Source organism: Nocardia gamkensis NBRC 108242, from assembly GCF_001612985.1.
Classification (GTDB): domain Bacteria; phylum Actinomycetota; class Actinomycetes; order Mycobacteriales; family Mycobacteriaceae; genus Nocardia; species Nocardia gamkensis.
Map to the genome: position 1 here is coordinate 28,973 of NZ_BDBM01000045.1, position 18,758 is coordinate 47,730.

The following is an 18,758-nucleotide window of genomic DNA, read 5'->3' on the forward strand; positions in this document are numbered from 1 at the left end:
CGGCCTGTGACCCAGACCCCCGACGATCTGCGCTACACCGAGGAGCACGAGTGGGTACGCCGGATCGCACCGACCCGGGTGCGGGTGGGCATCACCGACTACGCCCAGTCTCAACTCGGTGACGTTGTGTTCGTGCAGCTGCCCGAGGCGGACGCGGACGTGGCCGCCGCGGACAGCATCGCGGAGGTCGAGTCGACCAAGAGCGTGTCCGACATCTACGCGCCGCTGAGCGCGAAAGTGGTTGCGGTCAACGACTTGCTGAACTCGGAGCCGGAGACGTTGAACACCGATCCCTACGGTGACGGATGGCTGTTCGAGTTGGAGGTGGGTGATGCGGCGAGTCTCGACGCGACACTCGGTGAACTGCTGGATGCCGCAGGTTATCAAGGAGTTATCGGGGGCTGAAGCAGCCTTCCCAGTTCTACCTGCACGGGTGCGGCCCGGCAGGGTACGGTCAATGCCAACAGATGCACCCGGCGGTTGTGCCGGGAATCTAGGGACTCGACGGCAGGTCGTGATGCCAGAGGTATCACCTGCTTGCATGGATAATCAGGTTCGAGGAGGAGAGAAACGGTGAGCGAGAACAAAGACCCGGGTTACGGGGAGACCGCGGCCGAGACGACGTCGGTCTTCCGCGCGGATTTCCTGAACGAGGTCGACGCGTCGCGCTCCGGAGAGCCGACCGGCGAGCAGCCGGTCCAAGGGGTCGAGGGTCTGCCCGTTGGCGCGGCCCTCCTGGTCGTCAAGCGCGGCCCGAACGCGGGCTCGCGGTTCCTGCTGGATCAGCCGACCACGTCGGCGGGGCGCCACCCCGACAGTGACATCTTTCTCGACGACGTCACCGTCAGCCGTCGGCACGCCGAGTTCCGTCAGGACGACGATTCGTTCCAGGTCGTCGATGTGGGCAGCCTCAACGGTACGTACGTGAACCGGGAGCCGGTGGACTCCTCGGAACTGCAGAACGGTGACGAGGTGCAGATCGGCAAGTTCCGGCTGGTGTTCCTCACCGGACCGCGCGCCCAGGTGTCGGACTCGTCGGCGGGCGCGGGGAGTCTATGACGGCGTCGGCGCCGGGTCGCGCACTCATGAAAGGCTCGGAGTCATGAAGGACCCGGCGCTGTGACCGGTGCGGCGCAGTGGGCACGCGGAGGAATGTCGATCGGCTCCGTGCTCGACCTGCTGCGTCCCGACTTTCCCGATGTCACCATTTCCAAGATCCGCTTCCTGGAAGCGGAGGGCCTGATCCGGCCGGAGCGGACGCCCTCGGGCTACCGCAGGTTCTCCGTGGCGGATGTGGAACGGCTCCGGTTCGTGCTGACCGCGCAACGCGATCAGTACCTGCCGTTGAAGGTGATCAAGGAACAGCTCGAGGCAATCGACAGCGGTGCGGCGACGCTCGGTGTGCGGGAAGCCCGCGCCCGAGCGCACTCCGTCCGCACCGGGACGCCGGAGCCCGCACACGCCGCGGCGGACGCCGATCAGGCCGCGCCGGGCTCCGAACGTGAGGTGCGCCCGGTGGCCGCGCCTCGGCGGCTGGGTGTGGTGCCGAGCGAGGTCTCCCCGGATGATCTGCGGTTCGATCACGAAATCCGGGTCACCCGGGCGGATCTGCTCGACCAGGCCGGAATCGAGGAGCGGTTTCTCAACGACCTCATCCGGGCCAACCTGATCACGCCCGGCCCGGCGGGGTACTTCGACGCGGACGCGGTCACGCTGGCCAAGACGGCCCGGGCGATGGCCGAATTCGGTTTGGAGGCACGGCATCTTCGTGCGTTCAAGCTCGCCGCCGACCGGGAGGCCGCGCTCGTGGCACAGATCGTCGCCCCTATCGCGAAGAGCCGGGACGCCGGGGCACGCGCCCGTGCGGAAGAGACGGTGCGGGAACTGGCCGCGCTGTCGCTGACCCTGCACACGTGTCTGGTGAAGTCCTCGGTCCGGGGCTCGCTCGGGGGCTGACCCCCGGGCGTGCCCCGGGTCCGTAGGTTTCGGCGATCCAACACGGTGATTTCGGCTGTGCAGACGGATCGCTGGACCGGTGCGGGTTCGCCTAGACTCGTGGTACGGCGAGCTCTGCAGCGGTCATGCCGGGCCGGCGGCGAGTATGGGAGGCAGTGCGATGAGCGAAATGCGCGTGATCGGCATCCGTGTCGAGCAGCCACAGAACCAGCCCGTGCTGTTGCTCCGCGAAGTGGCGGGCGATCGGTATCTGCCGATCTGGATCGGGCAAGCCGAGGCGACGGCGATCGTGCTCGAGCAGGAGGGGGTGACTCCGATCCGTCCGCTGACGCACGACCTGATCAAGATCCTGATCACCGAGCTGGGGCACACCCTCAAGGAGGTGCGCATCGTGGATCTGCAGGAGGGCACGTTCTACGCCGACCTGGTCTTCGAGAACGATCTGCGGATTTCGGCGCGGCCGTCGGATTCGGTTGCGATCGCCTTGCGGGTGGGTTGCCCGATCCATGCCGAGGAGTCGGTTCTCGAGGAAGCCGGCCTGGTGATGCCGGACGAGCGCGAGGACGAGGTGGAGAAGTTCAAGGAGTTTCTGGAGTCGGTGTCCCCCGACGACTTCAAGGCGACCGATAGCTGAAGTAGAGGTCGAGACTTTTTCCGCGCGTCGCGTTTGGCTCGATGACGCCGCTCCCTGGACAATCGTGGGGAGTAATCTCGACAGTTGGGCCACGACCGTTTCGGCCGAATCCGCACCGATTCGGTCGGTGACGGAGCCGGGTCATTGATGAGGCTGGGAATGCGTCGGCGAAGCAAGGGAGTGGTCAGTGGCAGAGCAATCGCAGGATGTGGTACAGCCAGGCCTGTTCCCCGACGATTCGGTACCTGACGATCTGGTCGGTTATCGCGTTCCCAGTGCGTGCCAGGTGGCCGGAATCACCTATCGGCAGCTCGACTACTGGGCGCGCACCGGTCTGGTGGTGCCGTCCATCCGGAGTGCGGCGGGCTCGGGGAGCCAGCGGTTGTACTCGTTCAAGGACATCCTCGTCCTGAAGATCGTCAAGCGGCTGCTCGACGCGGGCATCTCGCTGCAGAACATCCGGATAGCCGTCGACCATCTGCGCAGCCGCGGCGTGCAGGACCTGGCGGGGATCACCCTCTTCTCCGACGGCACCTCGGTCTACGAGTGCACCTCGGCCGAGGAGGTGGTGGATTTACTGCAGGGTGGGCAGGGGGTCTTCGGGATCGCCGTCAGCGGCGCCATGCGGGAGCTCACCGGCGCCATCGCCAATTTCCCGGCGGAGCGCGCGGCGGCGATCACCGAGCGTCCGGAGGACGAGCTGTCATTCCGTCGGAAGGCGCGGACGAACCGCAAGACGGGCTAGAATTCGCCAGGTCAGCGCGGAAACGCAGGAACAACGCTTTCACGGCCGGGTAAGGCGTGCAGCCTCCCGGCCGTGTTGGTGACACGCCGTCGGCGGCGGGAGAAGGGGCCGGGGCGGCAGCGAGAGGGGGGCGCCGTGCGTGCACGGGACATCACCGGGCTCGTCGGGCCGATCGGCCGGATCGAGGCGTTTCCGACCGTCGATGAACTCGACGAGTTCGCCGACACGCTCGCCGCGGATCACCCGGATCGGATCTCGATCACCGAACTGGGACGCTCCCGCGGCGGTGATCCGATACGCGAGGTGACGGTCGGATCGGGCGATCGGCACATCCTGGTGTTCGGCAACCCGCACCCGAACGAGCCCATCGGCATGGCCACGATTCGCCACCTGCTCGGCCGGATGGCCGCGGACGAGGCGGTGACCGTCGGCGCCACCTGGCACTTCCTGCTGTGCGTCGACCCGGACGGGACGCGGTTGAACGAAGGGTGGTTCGCCGGGCCGCACACCAGGACCGGCGTCGCGCGCGGCTTCTACCGGCCGCCCGCGGCCGAGCAACCCGAATGGTGCTTCCCGGCCGAGTGGCGCGGCAGACGCGTCGGGGTGCCGCTCCCGGAGACGAAGGCGATGATGTCGCTGATCGACCGCACCCGGCCCGCGCTGATCGCCTCTTTGCACAACGCGGAATTCGGCGGCGGGTTCTTCTATACCTCCGGTGGTGACCCCGAGTACTGGTCGGCGCTGACCGCTCTGCTGGCCGCCGCCGAAGTGCCGATCTACCAGGGCGAACCCGACGCGCCGGGAGCGCGCACGCTGGCGCCCGGCGTCTTCGAACTGCCGCCGTTCGGGGCGATGGCCGATCTGCTCGCGGCACAGGGCCTGGACTCGGTCGCCGCGCTGGGCGGGGGAGGCTGCCGGGACTACGCGGCGCGCTACGGCACGGCGATCCTGGTCTGCGAATTGCCGCTCTGGGTCGACCCGCGCATCGGCGACGGCTCGGCGGGCGACCGCGTGCTGGGTGACCTGCTCGATGCCACCGCCGCCGACTATCGGGCCATGGCCGAGGCCGCCGCCGAGGTGCTGGCCCGCCTCGACGGCCGGTTGAGCGGCCGCAGCCCGTTCGAGCGGTCGGTGCGCGCGCTGGTCGCCGGATTGCCCGGGCTGGCGGTGAGCAGACAGGCTGTGCCGGAACGGAACCGGATCGCGACCAGGGGCGAGATCTTCGTCGAGCGGTACGACTGGACCGCGATGCTGCGCCTGCGGCTGGGCGGTATGTTGCTGCGCCTGCTGGAGGAGGAATACGCCCGCGATGCCGCGCCGGTGCTGGCCGTCGAGCGCGACCGGTTCGCCGCGGTGTTCCAGCAGTGGTGCGCCGACGTGGAGCAGAACGCGCCGGGCGCCGCGGTGCCGCTGAATCGCCTGGTGGGCATCCAGGCAGAGTCGATCCTGCTTGCCGCGATGAGGGTGCGCGTGGGTCTTGCCGTCTGACGGTCGCTCCCGTTCGAGTGACCAGAACGACACGGTTCGCGCGGGGTCCCGGGGCGCGCTCCGGCGTGGCGTCGGCATAAACTGACCGTGCGTCGCCGCCGTGCGGGAGAGTCTCGGTCTCGAAAAGAGTCCGAGCGCCGAAGGAGCAGCACCTCCCCGTCAATCTCTCAGGCAAAAAGGACCGTGCGGGCTTCGGCGCCTCTGGAAAGCGGTGGCTTCGAGCCGCCCGCCCATGGGGAAAGGGTCTCGGCCACCGGTCGCGGCACCCGAATCTCTCAGGCGCCACGACAGAGGGGGAGGGCCGGTACCCGTCGACCGCGTGGTCGACCCCGCCCGACCTTGGGAGCTGTTGTGACTCGCTCATTCGCCGACCGCCATATCGGACCCGACCGGGCCGAACTGGCCACGATCCTGGACGTCGTCGGCGTGCCGTCGCTGGACGAACTGGCTGCCGCGGCGCTGCCCGCGAGCATCCTGGACGGCGACGGACTGGCCGGGCTGCCCCCCGCGGCCTCCGAGCACGAGGTACTCGCCGAACTCGCCGGACTCGCGGCATCGAACACCGTGGCCACCTCGATGATCGGGCTCGGCTACTACGACACGCTGACCCCGCCGGTGCTGGTGCGCAACCTTTTGGAGAATCCGGCCTGGTACACCGCGTACACGCCCTATCAGCCGGAGATCAGCCAGGGCAGGCTGGAGGCGCTGCTGAACTTCCAGACCATGGTGTCGGAGCTGACCGGCATGGACGTCGCCAACGCGTCCATGCTGGACGAGGCGACCGCCGCCGCCGAGGCGATGACGTTGCTGCGCCGGGCGAGCAAGGTGAAGTCCGGCAGGCTGCTGATCGACACCGACCTGTTCCCGCAGACCAGGACGGTGCTCTACACCAGGGCCGAGCCGCTCGGCCTGGAGATCGTGGAGGCCGACCTGTCCAGCGGCGAGCTGCCCGAAGGCGAGTTCTTCGGTGTGCTGGCGCAGTCGCCCGGAGCCTCCGGTCGCGTCGTGGACCGCACCGGACTGATCGCGGCGGCGCACGAACGCGGCGCGCTCGTGGCGATCGGCGCCGACCTGCTGGCCATGACCCTGATCACGCCGCCCGGTGAGCAGGGCGCCGACGTGTGCTTCGGCACCACCCAGCGCTTCGGCGTCCCGCTCGGCTTCGGTGGTCCGCACGCCGGATACCTCGCGGTGCGGCAGGCGCAGGCCCGTCAGCTGCCCGGCCGCCTGGTCGGCGTCTCGGTGGACGCGGACGGCGCGGTCGCCTACCGGCTCGCCTTGCAGACCCGCGAGCAGCACATCCGCCGGGAGAAGGCGACCTCCAACATCTGCACCGCGCAGGTGCTACTGGCCATCGTGGCCGCGATGTACGCCTCCTACCACGGCGCCGACGGGCTACGGGCGATCGCGCGCCGGGTGCACGGGCACGCCGCGGCGATCGCGGCCGGGCTGGACGGCGCGGTCGTGCACGACAGTTTCTTCGACACGGTGCTCGCGCACGTGCCCGGCGGTGCGGAAGCCGTCGTGGCGAAAGCGAAGTCGCGCGGCATCAATCTGCGCTTGGTCGACGTCGACCACGTCGGCATCGCCTGCGACGAGGCGACCACCGACGCGCATGTCGCGGCCGTGCTCGAGTCCTTCGGTACGGCGGTGTCGCCCGAGCCGGGGACGGCCGCGCCGGTCACGGCGATCGAGAACCGCGCCTCGGAGTTCCTCACCCACCCCGCGTTCACGAAGTACCACACCGAGACGGCGATGCTGCGGTATCTGCGCACGCTGTCCGACAAGGACATCGCGTTGGACCGCAGCATGATCCCGCTCGGCTCGTGCACGATGAAGCTGAACGCCACCGCGGAGATGGAGGCCATCACCTGGCCGGGTTTCGCGCGCGTGCATCCCTACGCGCCGGTCGAGGACGCGCCCGGTCTGCTACAGGTGATCGCGGATCTGGAACGCTGGTTGTCGGACATCACCGGCTACGACTCGGTGAGCCTGCAGCCCAACGCGGGCAGCCAGGGCGAGTACGCCGGGCTGCTGGCGATCCGCCGCTACCATCTCGACCGCGGTGACATCCACCGCGACACCTGCCTCATCCCGTCCAGCGCGCACGGCACCAACGCGGCCTCGGCGGCGATGGCCGGACTGCGGGTGGAGGTGGTGAAGTGCCGCGCAAACGGCGACGTCGACCTGGACGACCTGCGCGCCAAGATCGCCGACCACGCCGATCGCCTGGCCTGCATCATGATCACCTATCCGTCCACGCACGGCGTCTACGAGCACGAGATCGCCGAGTTGTGCGCGCTGGTGCACGACGCGGGCGGTCAGGTCTATGTGGACGGCGCCAACCTGAACGCCCTGGTCGGTCTCGCCCGGCCGGGCCGGTTCGGCGGCGACGTGAGCCACTTGAATCTGCACAAGACGTTCTGCATCCCGCACGGCGGCGGCGGCCCCGGCGTCGGCCCGGTCGCGGTGCGCGCGCACCTGGCGCGGTATCTCCCCGGCGATCCGCTGGAGACGGGATCCCACGCGGTGTCGGCGGCGAAGTACGGCTCGGCCTCCATCCTGCCGATCACCTGGGCCTACATTCGCATGATGGGCGCCGACGGGCTGCGCCGCGCCTCGCTGACGGCGATCGCCTCGGCGAACTACATCGCGCGCCGGCTCGACGAGTATTTCCCGGTGCTCTACACCGGTGAGCACGGCATGGTGGCCCACGAGTGCATCCTGGACCTGCGTGAGATCACCAAACAGACCGGCGTCACCGTCGACGATGTGGCGAAACGCCTGGCGGACTACGGTTTTCACGCGCCGACCATGAGCTTCCCGGTGGCCGGTACGTTGATGGTGGAACCCACCGAGAGCGAAAACCTCGCCGAGCTGGACGATTTCATCGAGGCGATGATTTCCATCCGCGCAGAGATCGACCAGGTCGCCGCGGGTGTGTGGCCGGTGACCGACAACCCGCTGCGCGGGGCGCCGCACACCGCGGCGTCGCTGGTGGGGGAATGGGAGCACCCCTACAGCCGGGAAGTCGCCGTGTATCCGCGGGGTCTCGGGCATGCTCGCGCGAAGGTGTGGCCGCCGGTGCGCCGGATCGACGGCGCCTACGGCGACCGCAACCTCGTGTGTGCCTGCCCGCCGCTGGAGGCGTACGCGGGCTGAACTGCGGCCCGGCCACGCCTCGCCGTCATGCCGCGGCGGCCGCTTTCGCGTAACTGTTCGCCAGGTCCGGCCAACCGCCCGCACCGCCGACAGCGTCGTGCATGGATTCCCAGCCCGGTCCGTGCTTCTCGAAACCGGAGTGCACCAGCGTGACGGCGGTGCGATCCGGAGCGATGGCCGAAAAGGTGACGTCGACGCGGCTGGCGCGTTCCGGATCGGTCTCCTGCTTCCAGTCCAGGCCGAGCTCCCAGGAGAACGCGAAGGGGCAGGGCGGCTGCCAGGCCAGTACCGTTCCCCACGGGCATTCGGTGCCGTCCTCCTCGCGGCCGAGGCAGCGGCCGCCCACGCGCGGCTCGATCACCTCCTCGGCGAGCCGGCGAGCCGGCCGGTGCCGATGTGGTGCTCACGCGGCCACCAGCGGTCGATTCCGGTGGTGAACACCTCGTACGCGGTCTCGATGGGTGCGTCGACGACGAGTTCGACTCGCACGTCCTTGCCGTTGACCTGTTGTGTCATGACTGCTCCTCCTTGCAGCCTCGTTGTTCGGCGGCCCGCCGGTTCGCCTCGTCCTGAAAGGCCGACATCGCGGTCGTCCAGAAGTGAGTGAAGTACGCACGCAGCGCGTCGATACCGGTGGGATTCAAGCGGTAGACCCGGCGTGTGCCGACCGCCTCGTGGGTCACCAAACCGGCCTTCCAGCACCTTGAGGTGCTGAGACACGGCGGGCCTGCTCACCGGCAGGCCCTCGGCCAGCTGCCCCACCGCGCACGGTCCTTTGCCGAGGCGTTCGAAGATCGCCCGCCTCGTCGGATCGCCCAGTGCGTCGAGGGCTGCGTCTCGGTAAGTACCCACGAACCGTAAGTCGTGACTTACTGATACGCGCTGTCGAGAGTTTCGAGTGAGATGACCTGCGGGTACTCAGGCGGGAGATGCGAGGTGCGCGCGGCTACGGCGTGGTGAGCGCTTTGACGACGGCGTTGCCGAAGCCGATGTCGTCGGAGGTGGACGGGCGGGTGTAGCTGCCGCCGGTTTGCTGCGCCAGGGCTTGGAGTGTCTGAGTGCCGCTGCCGCCGAGCACGATCACGTCGATGCGCACGGGGCGGGCGCGGTCGATGGCCGCGGTGATGTCGGCGGCCAGTTGGGTGCCGGTGACCGTGGAATCGTCGTCGGGTCCGTCGGTGATCAACAGCACCGAGTTGGTGCGGCCGGGCGTGTACCCGGCGACCGCGCTCTTGTACGCCGCGATCAGGGACGGATAGGCCTGGTCGGACCGGTTCTCATCCGGGCGCACCGACCCGAGCGCGGTGGTGATCTTCGTACGCTGCTCGGCGGTCAGCGGCGCGGTGGCGGCCGCCACCCGGTACGGGGTGTTGCCGTCGAGGTTCTTGCCGAAGGTCCACACACCGAGGCCGAAGTCGGGCGGCATGACCGTCATGGTGGAGTTCAGGGCGGCGAGGACGTTCGCCAATCGCGTGGTCGAGCCCTCGGCGGTCCCCATCGACGCGGAGACGTCGACCAGGACCGTCGAGCGTACGCCGAGGACGGGATTCGCCAGCGTGGCGCGCACCTTGTCGAGCGCGCCGCGCGGCGGGACGGCGGCCGCGGCGGGCGGCGCACTGCCGAAGCCCGCCGCGACGAAGGCCTGCGCCTGCTCGGGCTTGCGCATGTAGTCGGTGAACCGTCCGGCGATGAGATTCTGCGTCTTGTCCACCCAGGCGCCGGACATCAGCGCGGCCGGGTAATCGGCCACCGGCGCCGACCCGGCGGGATGGAACGCGACAACACCAGCCATGCCCTTGAGTTGCTGTTCGGTAGCCGCTATGGCGTGCAGTGGCGCTTCCTGGCCGGTGAGTTGCGCGGGCACCGCGGCGGCGTCAGGTGCTTCGGGCGCGTCGGCGGCGAGCCCGGAGATCGCGGCGACCACCTGGCCGGACTGCGCCGCCTGTTCGCTGAGCGGCTCGGCTCCCGAGACCGCGCTCCCGACCGCCGTGGCCGCGGCCAGCGTGGCGTCCCCCGAGGGCAGCGCCATGCGCAGCCCGCCCCATCCGTCCAGACCGATCTCGCCGAGCGATCCCTGCTGCAACCGCGGCAGATCCGCCCAGGACGCGTCGGCCTGCTCCAGTGCGCGACGCAGCTCCTCCGGTACGGCGAGCACGATCGGGCTGGCGGCGATGGGCACCGGTGCGCCCTCGATCAGGCCGGGGACCCGCATGGATTCGATGGAGCGGGTCGAATCGGCGATCCACAGCGCCGGTTGCGGGCCGAGCGCCGGGTCCCACGGCTTGCCGCTGGTGAACGCGGCGACGATCGCGGCGGATGGCTGCGCGGTCACGCTGACCCGCGCGCAGTGGTCGCGCACTTTCGGCTGGGTGGCGTTGTAGCTGTCGGCGGCGGCGCGCACCTGCGCCGCGATGCTGGGGTCGGCTGTCACCCAGAGTGTCGCGGGGCCCTCCACGCATTCGGCCGCCGCCGCGCTGTCCTGATCCGCCGCGCGATCGCGCAACTGGAACCAGCCGACGACCATCGCGGCCAGTAACGCAACGGCGACCACCGCGATAACCGGACCTTTGCTGATGCCTCGGGACCTGGTTCCGCTGCGATGAGTGCCCACGGCGCCCAGTGTATGGTCACCGGCGCCGGACGAAGTCGGCGAGGCTTCTCCCGACCGGCACGAGGGGCACGGCAGTCCGCCGTCGCACCGGAAAGGCGCGACGGCGCGACCTCAGTGGCGGATCACGCGTCCGCGGTCGAACTCGTGCCCGCCCCAGACGCCGGACTGTCCGGTGCGCGCGGCGAATTCGCCACACGCGTCCCGGATCGGGCAGCGGGCGCAGACTTCGCGCGCGTAGTCGAAGTCTTGCGACGGGTACGGGAACCAGGCTTCGTGGTTCGGGTCGCCGCGGCAGGCCGCCCGGTGCCACCCTCGGGAGTCCGAGAGCGGGAGCAGGTCGGTCAGGGTCAACTCCGCGACGGCGGTGGTCTCGGTGCGCGTCATCGCGTTCTTCTCCTTTCTCGGGTCGCGGTCAGCTCGCGGCGAGTTGTCTCCAGATCCGGCGCTGTTGCCTGACCTGATGGGTGGGGGCCTTCGGCTCCCAGAGCAGGCGCATGCCCGCCTCCCGCGGGGTGCGGTCGGCCTTGGCCGTGTTGCACGGTGCGCAGCAGGCCACGAGGTTGCTCCAAGTGTTGGGCCCGCCCCGCGACCGCGGCCGGATGTGGTCGACGGTGTGCGCCCACCCGGCGCAGTAGCCGCACCGGTTCCGGTCGCGGCGCAGCACGCCGGCCGGCGTGGCCCTGCTTTCGTCGTGCGCCGGCACGGTGCGTTCCAGGTAGACGTAGCGCAGCAGCCGAATCGTCTGCGGCAGAGCGATTTCCACGTGCCGTGACCGGATCGGGAAGTGCGGCTCGCGCTCGGCCACCGATTCCGCGGCTCCGGCGACCAGCAGCACCACGGCCCGGTCGGCCTTGATCTCGTCGAGCGCCTCGTAGGAGGCGTTCAGGACGAGGACCCCGGTGTGTATCCAGTTGTCGGCGGTTATCGCCGCATGATCGGCGGCACGGCGGAACGTCATGGGAATCACCATGTTTCGTGCGGAATGAAGCGGGGAGAGGAATGCGGCGGTCAGCCGACGATCTGGAGGCGGCTGACGTCCGGTTCGCCGTGCGATGCGCGCAACGGCCTGCCGAACGCATCACCCGCGGCCGCCGATCGCGCCGCCCTGGTCCGCATTCTCTTCGTCGTTTCCGGATTCACTGCCGCCCCTCCTCTCCACTGCTCGGCGACCACCTCGAGGCGGTGGTCGGTGTCGAAACACATGGTGGCACAGCGCACCCGCCGTTGTCGGGTCATTTTTCGCCCGCGCGGCCCACGGGCCGGGCTCAGGCCGGTCGCAGTTCGGCCGCGCCGAAGGAGACGTTGAACCGGTCGCACCAGATCGCGACGCTGGTCAGCTGGGCCAGGTCGGCATCGGCGGGGACGAGGTAGTTCTGGTTGCCCTGATTGCCCTTGAGCTTGCCCAGGTCGGTGTGGACGCCGTCGTCGAAGACGAACCATCCGTCGCGGCCCTCGCGCACCGGCGCGTCGGTGAGCCAGACGTGCAGGTCGGGGCCGTCGGAGGTGTCGAGGTTCTCCACTCGCAGCACCCTGCTGCCGTCGGGCAGCCGCAAGATAACGACGGCGCCCGAGGTGGCGTGCTCGTGCGAGACGAACGTGCCCCGGGCGATGGCCTGCGGCTGCGCTTGCGTGCCGCCCGGACCGGGCGCCGCGGTGACCGACGGCGCCGCCTCCTGCACGGTGGTATCGGTGAACAGCCGCCACGGCTGGAACACGGCCAGTCCTACGCCCAGGCCCACCACCAGCAGCACGGCGACGGCCCAGGTGATCGGCGATCGTGCGATTCCGCGCGCGGACACCATGGCTTCTCCTCGGAGCGTCGTCGTATGGCCGGAAAGGCCGGTTCACTGCGCGAGGGTTCTCGCCCCCATCGATTATGGAGGCGAGTGGCGTCGACGTCGACGGAATCGGCCGCCCAGCGCGCGTCCTGAACGCGGACACCGCCCCCCGCGCCTTGCTCAGAGGTTCCCGACGATGTGCTCGAGACGCTGGGCGACCAGTTCGCGCGCCTTCTCCCGCAGCGCGGGCCGGTATCCGCTCGGGTACACCGGGTCCGCCGGGGCGTAGTCCTTCAGGACCTCCTTCGCGAGGGTGATCTTGTGTACTTCGGTGGGTCCGTCGGCGATGGCCATCACCTCGGCGTAGCCGAGCATGTCGATGAACGGCAGGTCCTGGCTGACGCCGAGCGCGCCGTGCAGGTGCAGCGCGCGCTGGGCGATGTCGTGCATCACCTTGGGCATGGCGACCTTGATCGCGGCGATGTCCTTGCGCACCTTCCTGTAGTCCTGCTCCTTGTCGATGCGCCACGCCGTGCGCAGCACCAGCAGCCGGAACTGCTCCATCTCGATCCAGCTGTCGGCGATGCGTTCCTGGGTCATCTGCAATCCGGCCAGCGGGCCGCCGCGCATCGGACGCGACACCGCTCGCTCGGCCATCATGTCGAACGCCTTGCGGACCATGGCGACCGTGCGCATCGCGTGATGCACGCGCCCGCCGCCCAGTCGCGTCTGCGCGACGACGAAGCCCTGCCCCTCCGCCCCGAGCAGGTGGTCGGCGGGCACGCGGACGTCGGTGAACCGCAGATGGCCTTCGTGCTCGCTGAATCCGGCGACGTGATAGTTCTTCACGATCTCCAATCCCGGGGCGTCGGCGGGCACGATGAACATCGACATGCCCCGGTACGGGCTCACTTCCGGATCGGTCACCACCATGACGATGTGGAAGGCGGCGAACTGCGCGTTGGAGTTGAACCACTTCTCGCCGTTGATCACCCAGTGGTCGCCGTCGCGCACCGCGCGGGTGCGGAACAGCGTCGGGTCCGAGCCGCCGGTCGGCTCGGTCATCACGTAGCACGAGCCGATCTCCCCGGCCAGCAGCGGCTCGAGATAGGTCTTCTTCTGCTCCGGCGTGCCGTAGTGGGCGAGGATCTCCGCGTTGCCGGAATCCGGTGCCTGGCAGCCGAATACCGACGGCGCCCACACCGACGTGCCGAGCACCTCGTTGAGCAGGGCGAGCTTCATCTGCCCGAAACCGGGGCCGCCCAGTTCCGGCCCGAGGTGGCAGGCCCACAGGCCTTGCTCCTTGACCTGCTCCTTCAGTGGCCGCATCAGCGCCATTGCCTCACGGTCGGTGCGGTCGTACGGGTTGGGGTAGAGCAGGTCCAGCGGCTCCACCTCGGTGCGGACGAACTCCGCCGCCCAGTCCAGCTTCCGCTGGTACTCCGGGTCGGTCTCGAAATCCCAAGCCATGGTCAGCCTTTCGTGTCTGGCGCGGTGCCGGTCACCACGCCGTCGAGCAAAGTGGTCGCGAGAAGGTCGGCGATCTCGCCGGGGGAGCGGTCGCCGTGCGGGCGGTACCAGAACGAGACCATGTTCAGCATGCCGAGCACGCTGTTGGTGACCACATGGTCGCCGGTGCGCAACAGCCCTTCCGCGTGACCGGCGTCGATGACGCGTTGCCAGCAGTGCTGCACCCGGTCGCGCAGCTCTTGTAGCTGCGCGGCGCGCTCGCCCGTGAGCGCGCCGACGTCGCGCAGCTGGATGGCCACCTCGCGCTGATGGCGAACGATCAGCCGCACGTGACTGTGAATCATCTTGCGCAGCTTGGTGACCGGATCGTCGGGCCCATCGGAGATCTGCTCTGCCTCGACCAGCATCAGCTGGATGTAGTCGCGCAGAATCTGCCAGAGCAGTTCCTCCTTGGAACCGATGTGGTAGTACAGCGCGCCGCGCTGCACGTCGGCCCGCTCACCGATCTCGGCCACGCCGGTGCCGTGGAAGCCCTGCTCGGCGAACAGGTCGATCGCCGCACGCACGATCCGCGCCCTGGTGTCGCTCGCCGTCGATTCGGCGGCGGGCGGGCGGCCGCGCCTGCGCGAAGGGGCGGTCATCTCGACGGGTCCAGAACGATCTTGCCCACCCCGTCGGCCCGCTCGGCGAACATCCGATAGGCGTCGGGCCCCTCGGACATGGGCAGGTGGTGGGTGACCACGGCCTCGGGCCGCAGCCTGCCGCCCGCGGTGAGTCTCAGCAGCGCGGGCAGTTCGTACTGGATCGCGCACAGCCCGATGTGGAATTCGAGGTCCTTCACCTGGGCCGCCATCAAGTGGAACGGGAAGGCGCGGTTGTGGCTCACGCCGATCACGCTGACCCGGCCGCCGTGCCCGACGGCGCTGATCGCCAGCTTGACGGTTTCGTCGGCGCCGACCGCCTCGATCGCGACATCCGCTCCGCCGCGCAGTGTTTCGCGGATCGCCTGCTTCGGATCGTCCGATTCGACCGGCTCGGCGCCCAGCGCGGCGGCGCGCTCGCGGCGTTCGGCGAGCAGGTCGACGCCGAGCACCCGGGCCGCACCCATCGCGAAGGCGGACTGCACCGCCATGAGACCGACCGGACCGAGCCCGATCACCACCACGGTGTCGCCCGGGGTGATCCGGGCGCGCCGGGCTCCGTACCACGCGGTGGGGGCGTTGTCGGTGAGCACCACGGCGGCGGTGTCGCTCACCTCGTCGGGCAGCTTCGCCAGATTGCCCCCGGCGTGCGGAACGGCGAGCAACTGGGCCTGACATCCCGCCAGCGAGCCGCCGAGCCCATAGCAGGCGTCGACCGGGAGCGGGTGGCGCTCGCACGCGGTGACGATCCCGGCGCGGCATTGCGCGCAGCCGTCGCAGCCCGCCGAGGCGGCGACCAGCACGCGGTCGCCGACGGCGAACCCCCGGGCGTGCGGCCCCAGTTCCACGATCTCGCCGACCGCTTCGTGCCCGACGCCGTAACCGGAGCCGGCGACGAATCCGTGTCCGGCGTAGATGTGCAGATCACTGCCGCAGATGCCCGCCGCGGTGACCCGGACGATCGCGCCGTCCGGTCCCGGCAGGACCGGGTCGGGCCGATCCTTATACGAGATCTGCTGCGGGCCTTCGTAAGTCAATGCCTTCATCGCCAGCCTCCGTCGATCGCGAGGGTGGCGCCGGTGCAGAACGCCGAGGCTTCGGTGGCGAAGAACAGCGCCGCCCCGACGATCTCCTCCGGCTTGCCGACTCTGCGCAGCGCGTTGTGTCCGGTGAGTTCCGCGCGCAGCTCATCGGGCCACGCCGTGGCGATGTCGGTGTCGAAGGGGCCACACTGGATGGTGTTGACCCGCACGGTCGGCGCGAACGTCTGGGCCAGCCCGCCGGTCAGGGCGTTGAGTCCCGCCTTGGCCGCCGAGTACGGGACCGCGAAGGGCTCCGGCCTGGTCGCCTCGATCGAGGAGACGTTGATGATCGAGCCGCCGCCATCGGCCGCCATGCGGCTGCCGATCAGGGCCGACAGCCGGAACGGACCTTTGAGGTTCACCCCGATGACCTTGTCGAACAACTCCTCGGTGACCTGGTCCAGGCTCGGGTACAGCGGCGAGAGTCCCGCGTTGTTGACCAGCACGTCCACCCGGCCGAACGCGTCGTAGACGGTCTCCACCAGGGCGTCGCACTGCGACCAGTCGCTGACGTTGCAGGCCACCGGCAGGGCGCGGCGCCCGAACCGCCGCGTCACCTCCTGCCCGAGCGCGGCGCACCCGTCCAGCTTGCGGCTCGCGATCACCACGTCGGCGCCGGCCTCCGCGAACGCAAGCACCATCTGCTTACCCAGGCCTCGACTGCCCCCGGTGACGACGGCGACCTTGTCGGTGAGTGGCACTCGAACTCCTGCCTGCCATGAAATGTTCCGATCAGTACATTAAATCGGCCCCGGGTTACGATCAAGGGGCTGTCCGGCCGACCGTCGACGGCTCGACGACCCGCCGGGTGGAAGACCAGCTCATTCGGCGTGGCGGATGCATTCGGGCACAGTGCCCACAGCGACCCGGCGCGCGGCGACACCACTACCCACGGGTAACATGGCACTGTTTTCCCACTCGGCTTTCTCGGAAGTGAGGCAGTAGATGACAGAGCGGATTCAGGTCGGCGGGCTCCAGGTGGCACGCGTTCTCCACGAGTTCGTCGAGAACGAGGCGCTCCCCGGTTCCGGCGTGGATTCCGCCGCGTTCTGGGCCGGCGCCGAGCAGGTCATCAACGATCTCGCTCCGCGCAACCGCGCTCTGCTGGCCGAACGCGACGAGATCCAGGGCAAGGTCGACGCGTGGCACGCCGAGCACCCCGGCGTGAACTACGACAAGGCCGCCTACAAGAACTTCCTGACCGAGATCGGCTACCTGCGCCCCGAGCCGGCCGATTTCCGGCTCACCACGCAGAACGTGGACGACGAGATCGCCGTCACCGCGGGCCCGCAGCTCGTGGTGCCGGTGATGAACGCTCGCTTCGCGATCAACGCCGCCAACGCCCGCTGGGGCTCGCTGTACGACGCGCTCTACGGCACCGACGCCATCTCCGAAGCCAACGGCGCGGAGAAGGGCGCCGGCTACAACAAGGTGCGCGGCGACAAGGTCATCGAGTGGGCGCGCAACTTCCTCGACGACTCGGTCACCCTCATCACCGGCTCGCACATCGGCTCGACGTCCTACAAGATCGTGGACGGCGAACTGGAGGTCGGCCTGGAGGACGGCACCAGCATCGGCCTGGCCGACGCCTCGCAGCTGGTCGGTTACCTGGGTGACCCGCAGTCGCCGAGTTCGGTGCTGCTGAAGCACAACGGTTTGCACATCGAGATCCAGATCGACCCGCAGTCGCCGATCGGCAGCACCGACACCGCGGGCGTCAAGGATGTCGTGCTGGAGTCCGCGGTCACCACGATCATGGACTTCGAGGACTCGGTCGCCGCGGTGGACGCCGAGGACAAGGTGCTGTGCTACCACAACTGGCTCGGCCTGATGAAGGGTGACCTCGCGGAGAAGGTCAGCAAGGGCGAGAAGACCTTCACCCGCACCATGAACCCCGACCGCGTGTACACCGCGCTGGACGGCGGCGAACTGGCGCTGCACGGCCGTTCACTGCTGTTCGTGCGCAACGTCGGTCACCTGATGACCTCCGACGCGATCCTGGACGCCGAAGGCAACGAGGTGCCCGAGGGCATCATGGACGGGCTGATCACCTCGCTGATCGCCAAGCACAGCCTGGCCGACGACGTGCAGCTGAAGAACAGCCGCACCGGATCGGTCTACATCGTGAAGCCGAAGATGCACGGCCCGGACGAGGTCGCGTTCACCAACGAGCTGTTCGGCCGGATCGAGGACGTGCTCGGGCTGGCGCGCAACACGCTCAAGGTCGGCATCATGGACGAGGAGCGCCGGACCACGGTGAACCTGAAGGCCTGCATCCAGGCCGCCGCCGAGCGGGTGGTGTTCATCAACACCGGCTTCCTGGACCGCACCGGCGACGAGATCCACACCTCCATGGAGGCCGGGCCGATGGTTCGCAAGGCCGACATGAAGTCCCAGCAGTGGATCCTGTCCTACGAGGACTGGAACGTCGACACCGGTCTCGCGGCGGGCCTGCCCGGCAAGGCGCAGATCGGCAAGGGTATGTGGGCCATGCCGGACCTGATGGCCGACATGCTCACCCAGAAGATCGGCCACCCGCGCGCGGGGGCCAACACCGCGTGGGTTCCCTCGCCCACCGCCGCCACCCTGCACGCGACGCACTACCACCTGGTCGACGTGTTCAAGCGGCAGCAGGAGATCGCGAAGGGCGGTCGCCGTGCCACCGTCGACGAGATCCTGGAGATCCCGCTGGCCGCCGCGCCGAACTGGACCGACGAGGAGAAGCGCCAGGAGTTGGACAACAACTCCCAGTCCATCCTCGGTTACGTGGTGCGCTGGATCGACCAGGGCGTCGGCTGCTCCAAGGTGCCCGACATCAAGGACGTCGCGCTCATGGAAGATCGTGCGACCCTGCGCATCTCCAGCCAGCTGATGGCCAACTGGCTGCGCCACGGCATCGTCACCGCCGACGAGGTGGTGGCCAGCCTGGAGCGGATGGCCCCGGTCGTGGACCGGCAGAACGCCGGCGACCCGAACTATCTGGCGATGGCGCCGGACTTCGCGGGCAGCATCGCGTTCCAGGCGGCCAAGGAGCTGATCCTGGAGGGCACCAAGCAGCCCAACGGCTACACCGAACCGATCCTGCATCGGCGTAGGCGTGAGGCCAAGTCCGCGTGCAAGTGAGTGATGTTCGGTGATCGAAAAGTAGCTTCCGACAGCTCTTTTCGACTCGAGGCCCCGCACCTGGGACG

The 18,758-nt window shown here is 69.1% G+C and carries 18 protein-coding genes, 1 pseudogene and 1 riboswitch; of the genes and pseudogenes, 8 read left to right on the forward strand and 11 right to left on the reverse strand.

The window, feature by feature from the left end; all coding sequences use genetic code 11:
• The first annotated feature begins 6 nt into the window (after window positions 1–6).
• The 7 genes from gcvH to gcvP all read left to right on the forward strand — a co-directional run bounded on the left by gcvH (window position 7) and on the right by gcvP (window position 7,985).
• Window positions 7–405, forward strand: coding sequence for a glycine cleavage system protein GcvH (gene gcvH, locus NG1_RS27595; RefSeq protein WP_040866479.1), 399 nt, complete (start codon window positions 7–9; stop codon window positions 403–405).
• 168 nt (window positions 406–573) lie between these two features.
• On the forward strand, window positions 574–1,059 hold the full coding sequence (odhI, locus tag NG1_RS27600) for an oxoglutarate dehydrogenase inhibitor Odhl (RefSeq protein WP_040866480.1): 486 nt from the start codon (window positions 574–576) through the stop codon (window positions 1,057–1,059).
• Between the two features lie 93 nt (window positions 1,060–1,152).
• Window positions 1,153–1,956, forward strand: a complete 804-nt coding sequence (ftsR, locus tag NG1_RS27605) for a transcriptional regulator FtsR (RefSeq protein ID WP_062975592.1) — start codon at window positions 1,153–1,155, stop codon at window positions 1,954–1,956.
• Window positions 1,957–2,116: 160 nt separating this feature from the next.
• Window positions 2,117–2,590 carry a bifunctional nuclease family protein gene (locus tag NG1_RS27610; RefSeq protein WP_040866482.1) on the forward strand — a complete coding sequence of 158 codons (474 nt, stop codon included), beginning with the start codon at window positions 2,117–2,119 and terminating at the stop codon, window positions 2,588–2,590.
• 187 nt (window positions 2,591–2,777) lie between these two features.
• Entirely contained in the window at window positions 2,778–3,335 is a 558-nt protein-coding gene (locus NG1_RS27615; protein ID WP_062975594.1) for a MerR family transcriptional regulator, read from the forward strand.
• Between the two features lie 135 nt (window positions 3,336–3,470).
• Complete coding sequence (locus NG1_RS27620; RefSeq protein ID WP_062975596.1) at window positions 3,471–4,823, forward strand: M14 family zinc carboxypeptidase; 1,353 nt, start codon at window positions 3,471–3,473, stop codon at window positions 4,821–4,823.
• Between the two features lie 93 nt (window positions 4,824–4,916).
• Window positions 4,917–5,017, forward strand: a riboswitch (glycine riboswitch).
• A 157-nt stretch (window positions 5,018–5,174) separates the two neighbouring features.
• Window positions 5,175–7,985 (forward strand): aminomethyl-transferring glycine dehydrogenase, encoded by a 2,811-nt coding sequence (gene gcvP, locus NG1_RS27625; RefSeq protein WP_062975598.1) that lies wholly within the window; start codon window positions 5,175–5,177, stop codon window positions 7,983–7,985.
• Between the two features lie 25 nt (window positions 7,986–8,010).
• Here gcvP and NG1_RS27630 read toward each other — a convergent pair whose 3' ends face one another.
• From NG1_RS27630 to NG1_RS27680, 11 genes and pseudogenes are all read right to left on the reverse strand, one after another.
• The gene (locus NG1_RS27630; RefSeq protein ID WP_062975600.1) at window positions 8,011–8,346 is read right to left on the reverse strand and encodes an SRPBCC domain-containing protein; all 336 of its coding nucleotides are present in this window, start codon (window positions 8,344–8,346) and stop codon (window positions 8,011–8,013) included.
• Window positions 8,343–8,501: an SRPBCC family protein gene (locus tag NG1_RS37910; protein WP_210750977.1), complete on the reverse strand. Its 159-nt coding sequence runs from the start codon at window positions 8,499–8,501 to the stop codon at window positions 8,343–8,345. The genes NG1_RS27630 and NG1_RS37910 overlap by 4 nt, the downstream gene beginning before the upstream one ends.
• A pseudogene (locus tag NG1_RS27635) lies at window positions 8,498–8,837 on the reverse strand (ArsR/SmtB family transcription factor). The gene NG1_RS37910 and the pseudogene NG1_RS27635 overlap by 4 nt, the downstream one beginning before the upstream one ends.
• Before the next feature lie 94 nt (window positions 8,838–8,931).
• A complete protein-coding gene (locus NG1_RS27640) occupies window positions 8,932–10,596 on the reverse strand; it encodes a VWA domain-containing protein (RefSeq protein ID WP_063910455.1) in 1,665 nt (554 codons plus the stop codon).
• Window positions 10,597–10,707: 111 nt separating this feature from the next.
• Window positions 10,708–10,980 (reverse strand): WhiB family transcriptional regulator, encoded by a 273-nt coding sequence (locus NG1_RS27645; protein WP_062975604.1) that lies wholly within the window; start codon window positions 10,978–10,980, stop codon window positions 10,708–10,710.
• 28 nt (window positions 10,981–11,008) lie between these two features.
• Entirely contained in the window at window positions 11,009–11,554 is a 546-nt protein-coding gene (locus NG1_RS27650) for an HNH endonuclease (protein WP_062975653.1), read from the reverse strand.
• A gap of 307 nt (window positions 11,555–11,861) precedes the next feature.
• On the reverse strand, window positions 11,862–12,398 hold the full coding sequence (locus tag NG1_RS27660; RefSeq protein WP_062975607.1) for a DM13 domain-containing protein: 537 nt from the start codon (window positions 12,396–12,398) through the stop codon (window positions 11,862–11,864).
• Between the two features lie 156 nt (window positions 12,399–12,554).
• Window positions 12,555–13,844, reverse strand: coding sequence for an acyl-CoA dehydrogenase family protein (locus NG1_RS27665; RefSeq protein WP_062975609.1), 1,290 nt, complete (start codon window positions 13,842–13,844; stop codon window positions 12,555–12,557).
• Between the two features lie 2 nt (window positions 13,845–13,846).
• The gene (locus tag NG1_RS27670) at window positions 13,847–14,485 is read right to left on the reverse strand and encodes a TetR/AcrR family transcriptional regulator (RefSeq protein ID WP_062975611.1); all 639 of its coding nucleotides are present in this window, start codon (window positions 14,483–14,485) and stop codon (window positions 13,847–13,849) included.
• A complete protein-coding gene (locus NG1_RS27675) occupies window positions 14,482–15,531 on the reverse strand; it encodes a zinc-binding dehydrogenase (RefSeq protein WP_062975613.1) in 1,050 nt (349 codons plus the stop codon). Before NG1_RS27675 ends, NG1_RS27670 begins: the two co-directional genes overlap by 4 nt.
• Window positions 15,528–16,268 carry an SDR family NAD(P)-dependent oxidoreductase gene (locus NG1_RS27680; protein WP_084499236.1) on the reverse strand — a complete coding sequence of 247 codons (741 nt, stop codon included), beginning with the start codon at window positions 16,266–16,268 and terminating at the stop codon, window positions 15,528–15,530. The genes NG1_RS27675 and NG1_RS27680 overlap by 4 nt, the downstream gene beginning before the upstream one ends.
• Window positions 16,269–16,512: 244 nt before the next feature.
• Between NG1_RS27680 and NG1_RS27685 the strand changes: the two genes are divergently transcribed.
• Entirely contained in the window at window positions 16,513–18,690 is a 2,178-nt protein-coding gene (locus NG1_RS27685; RefSeq protein ID WP_062975615.1) for a malate synthase G, read from the forward strand.
• Window positions 18,691–18,758 lie beyond the last annotated feature (68 nt).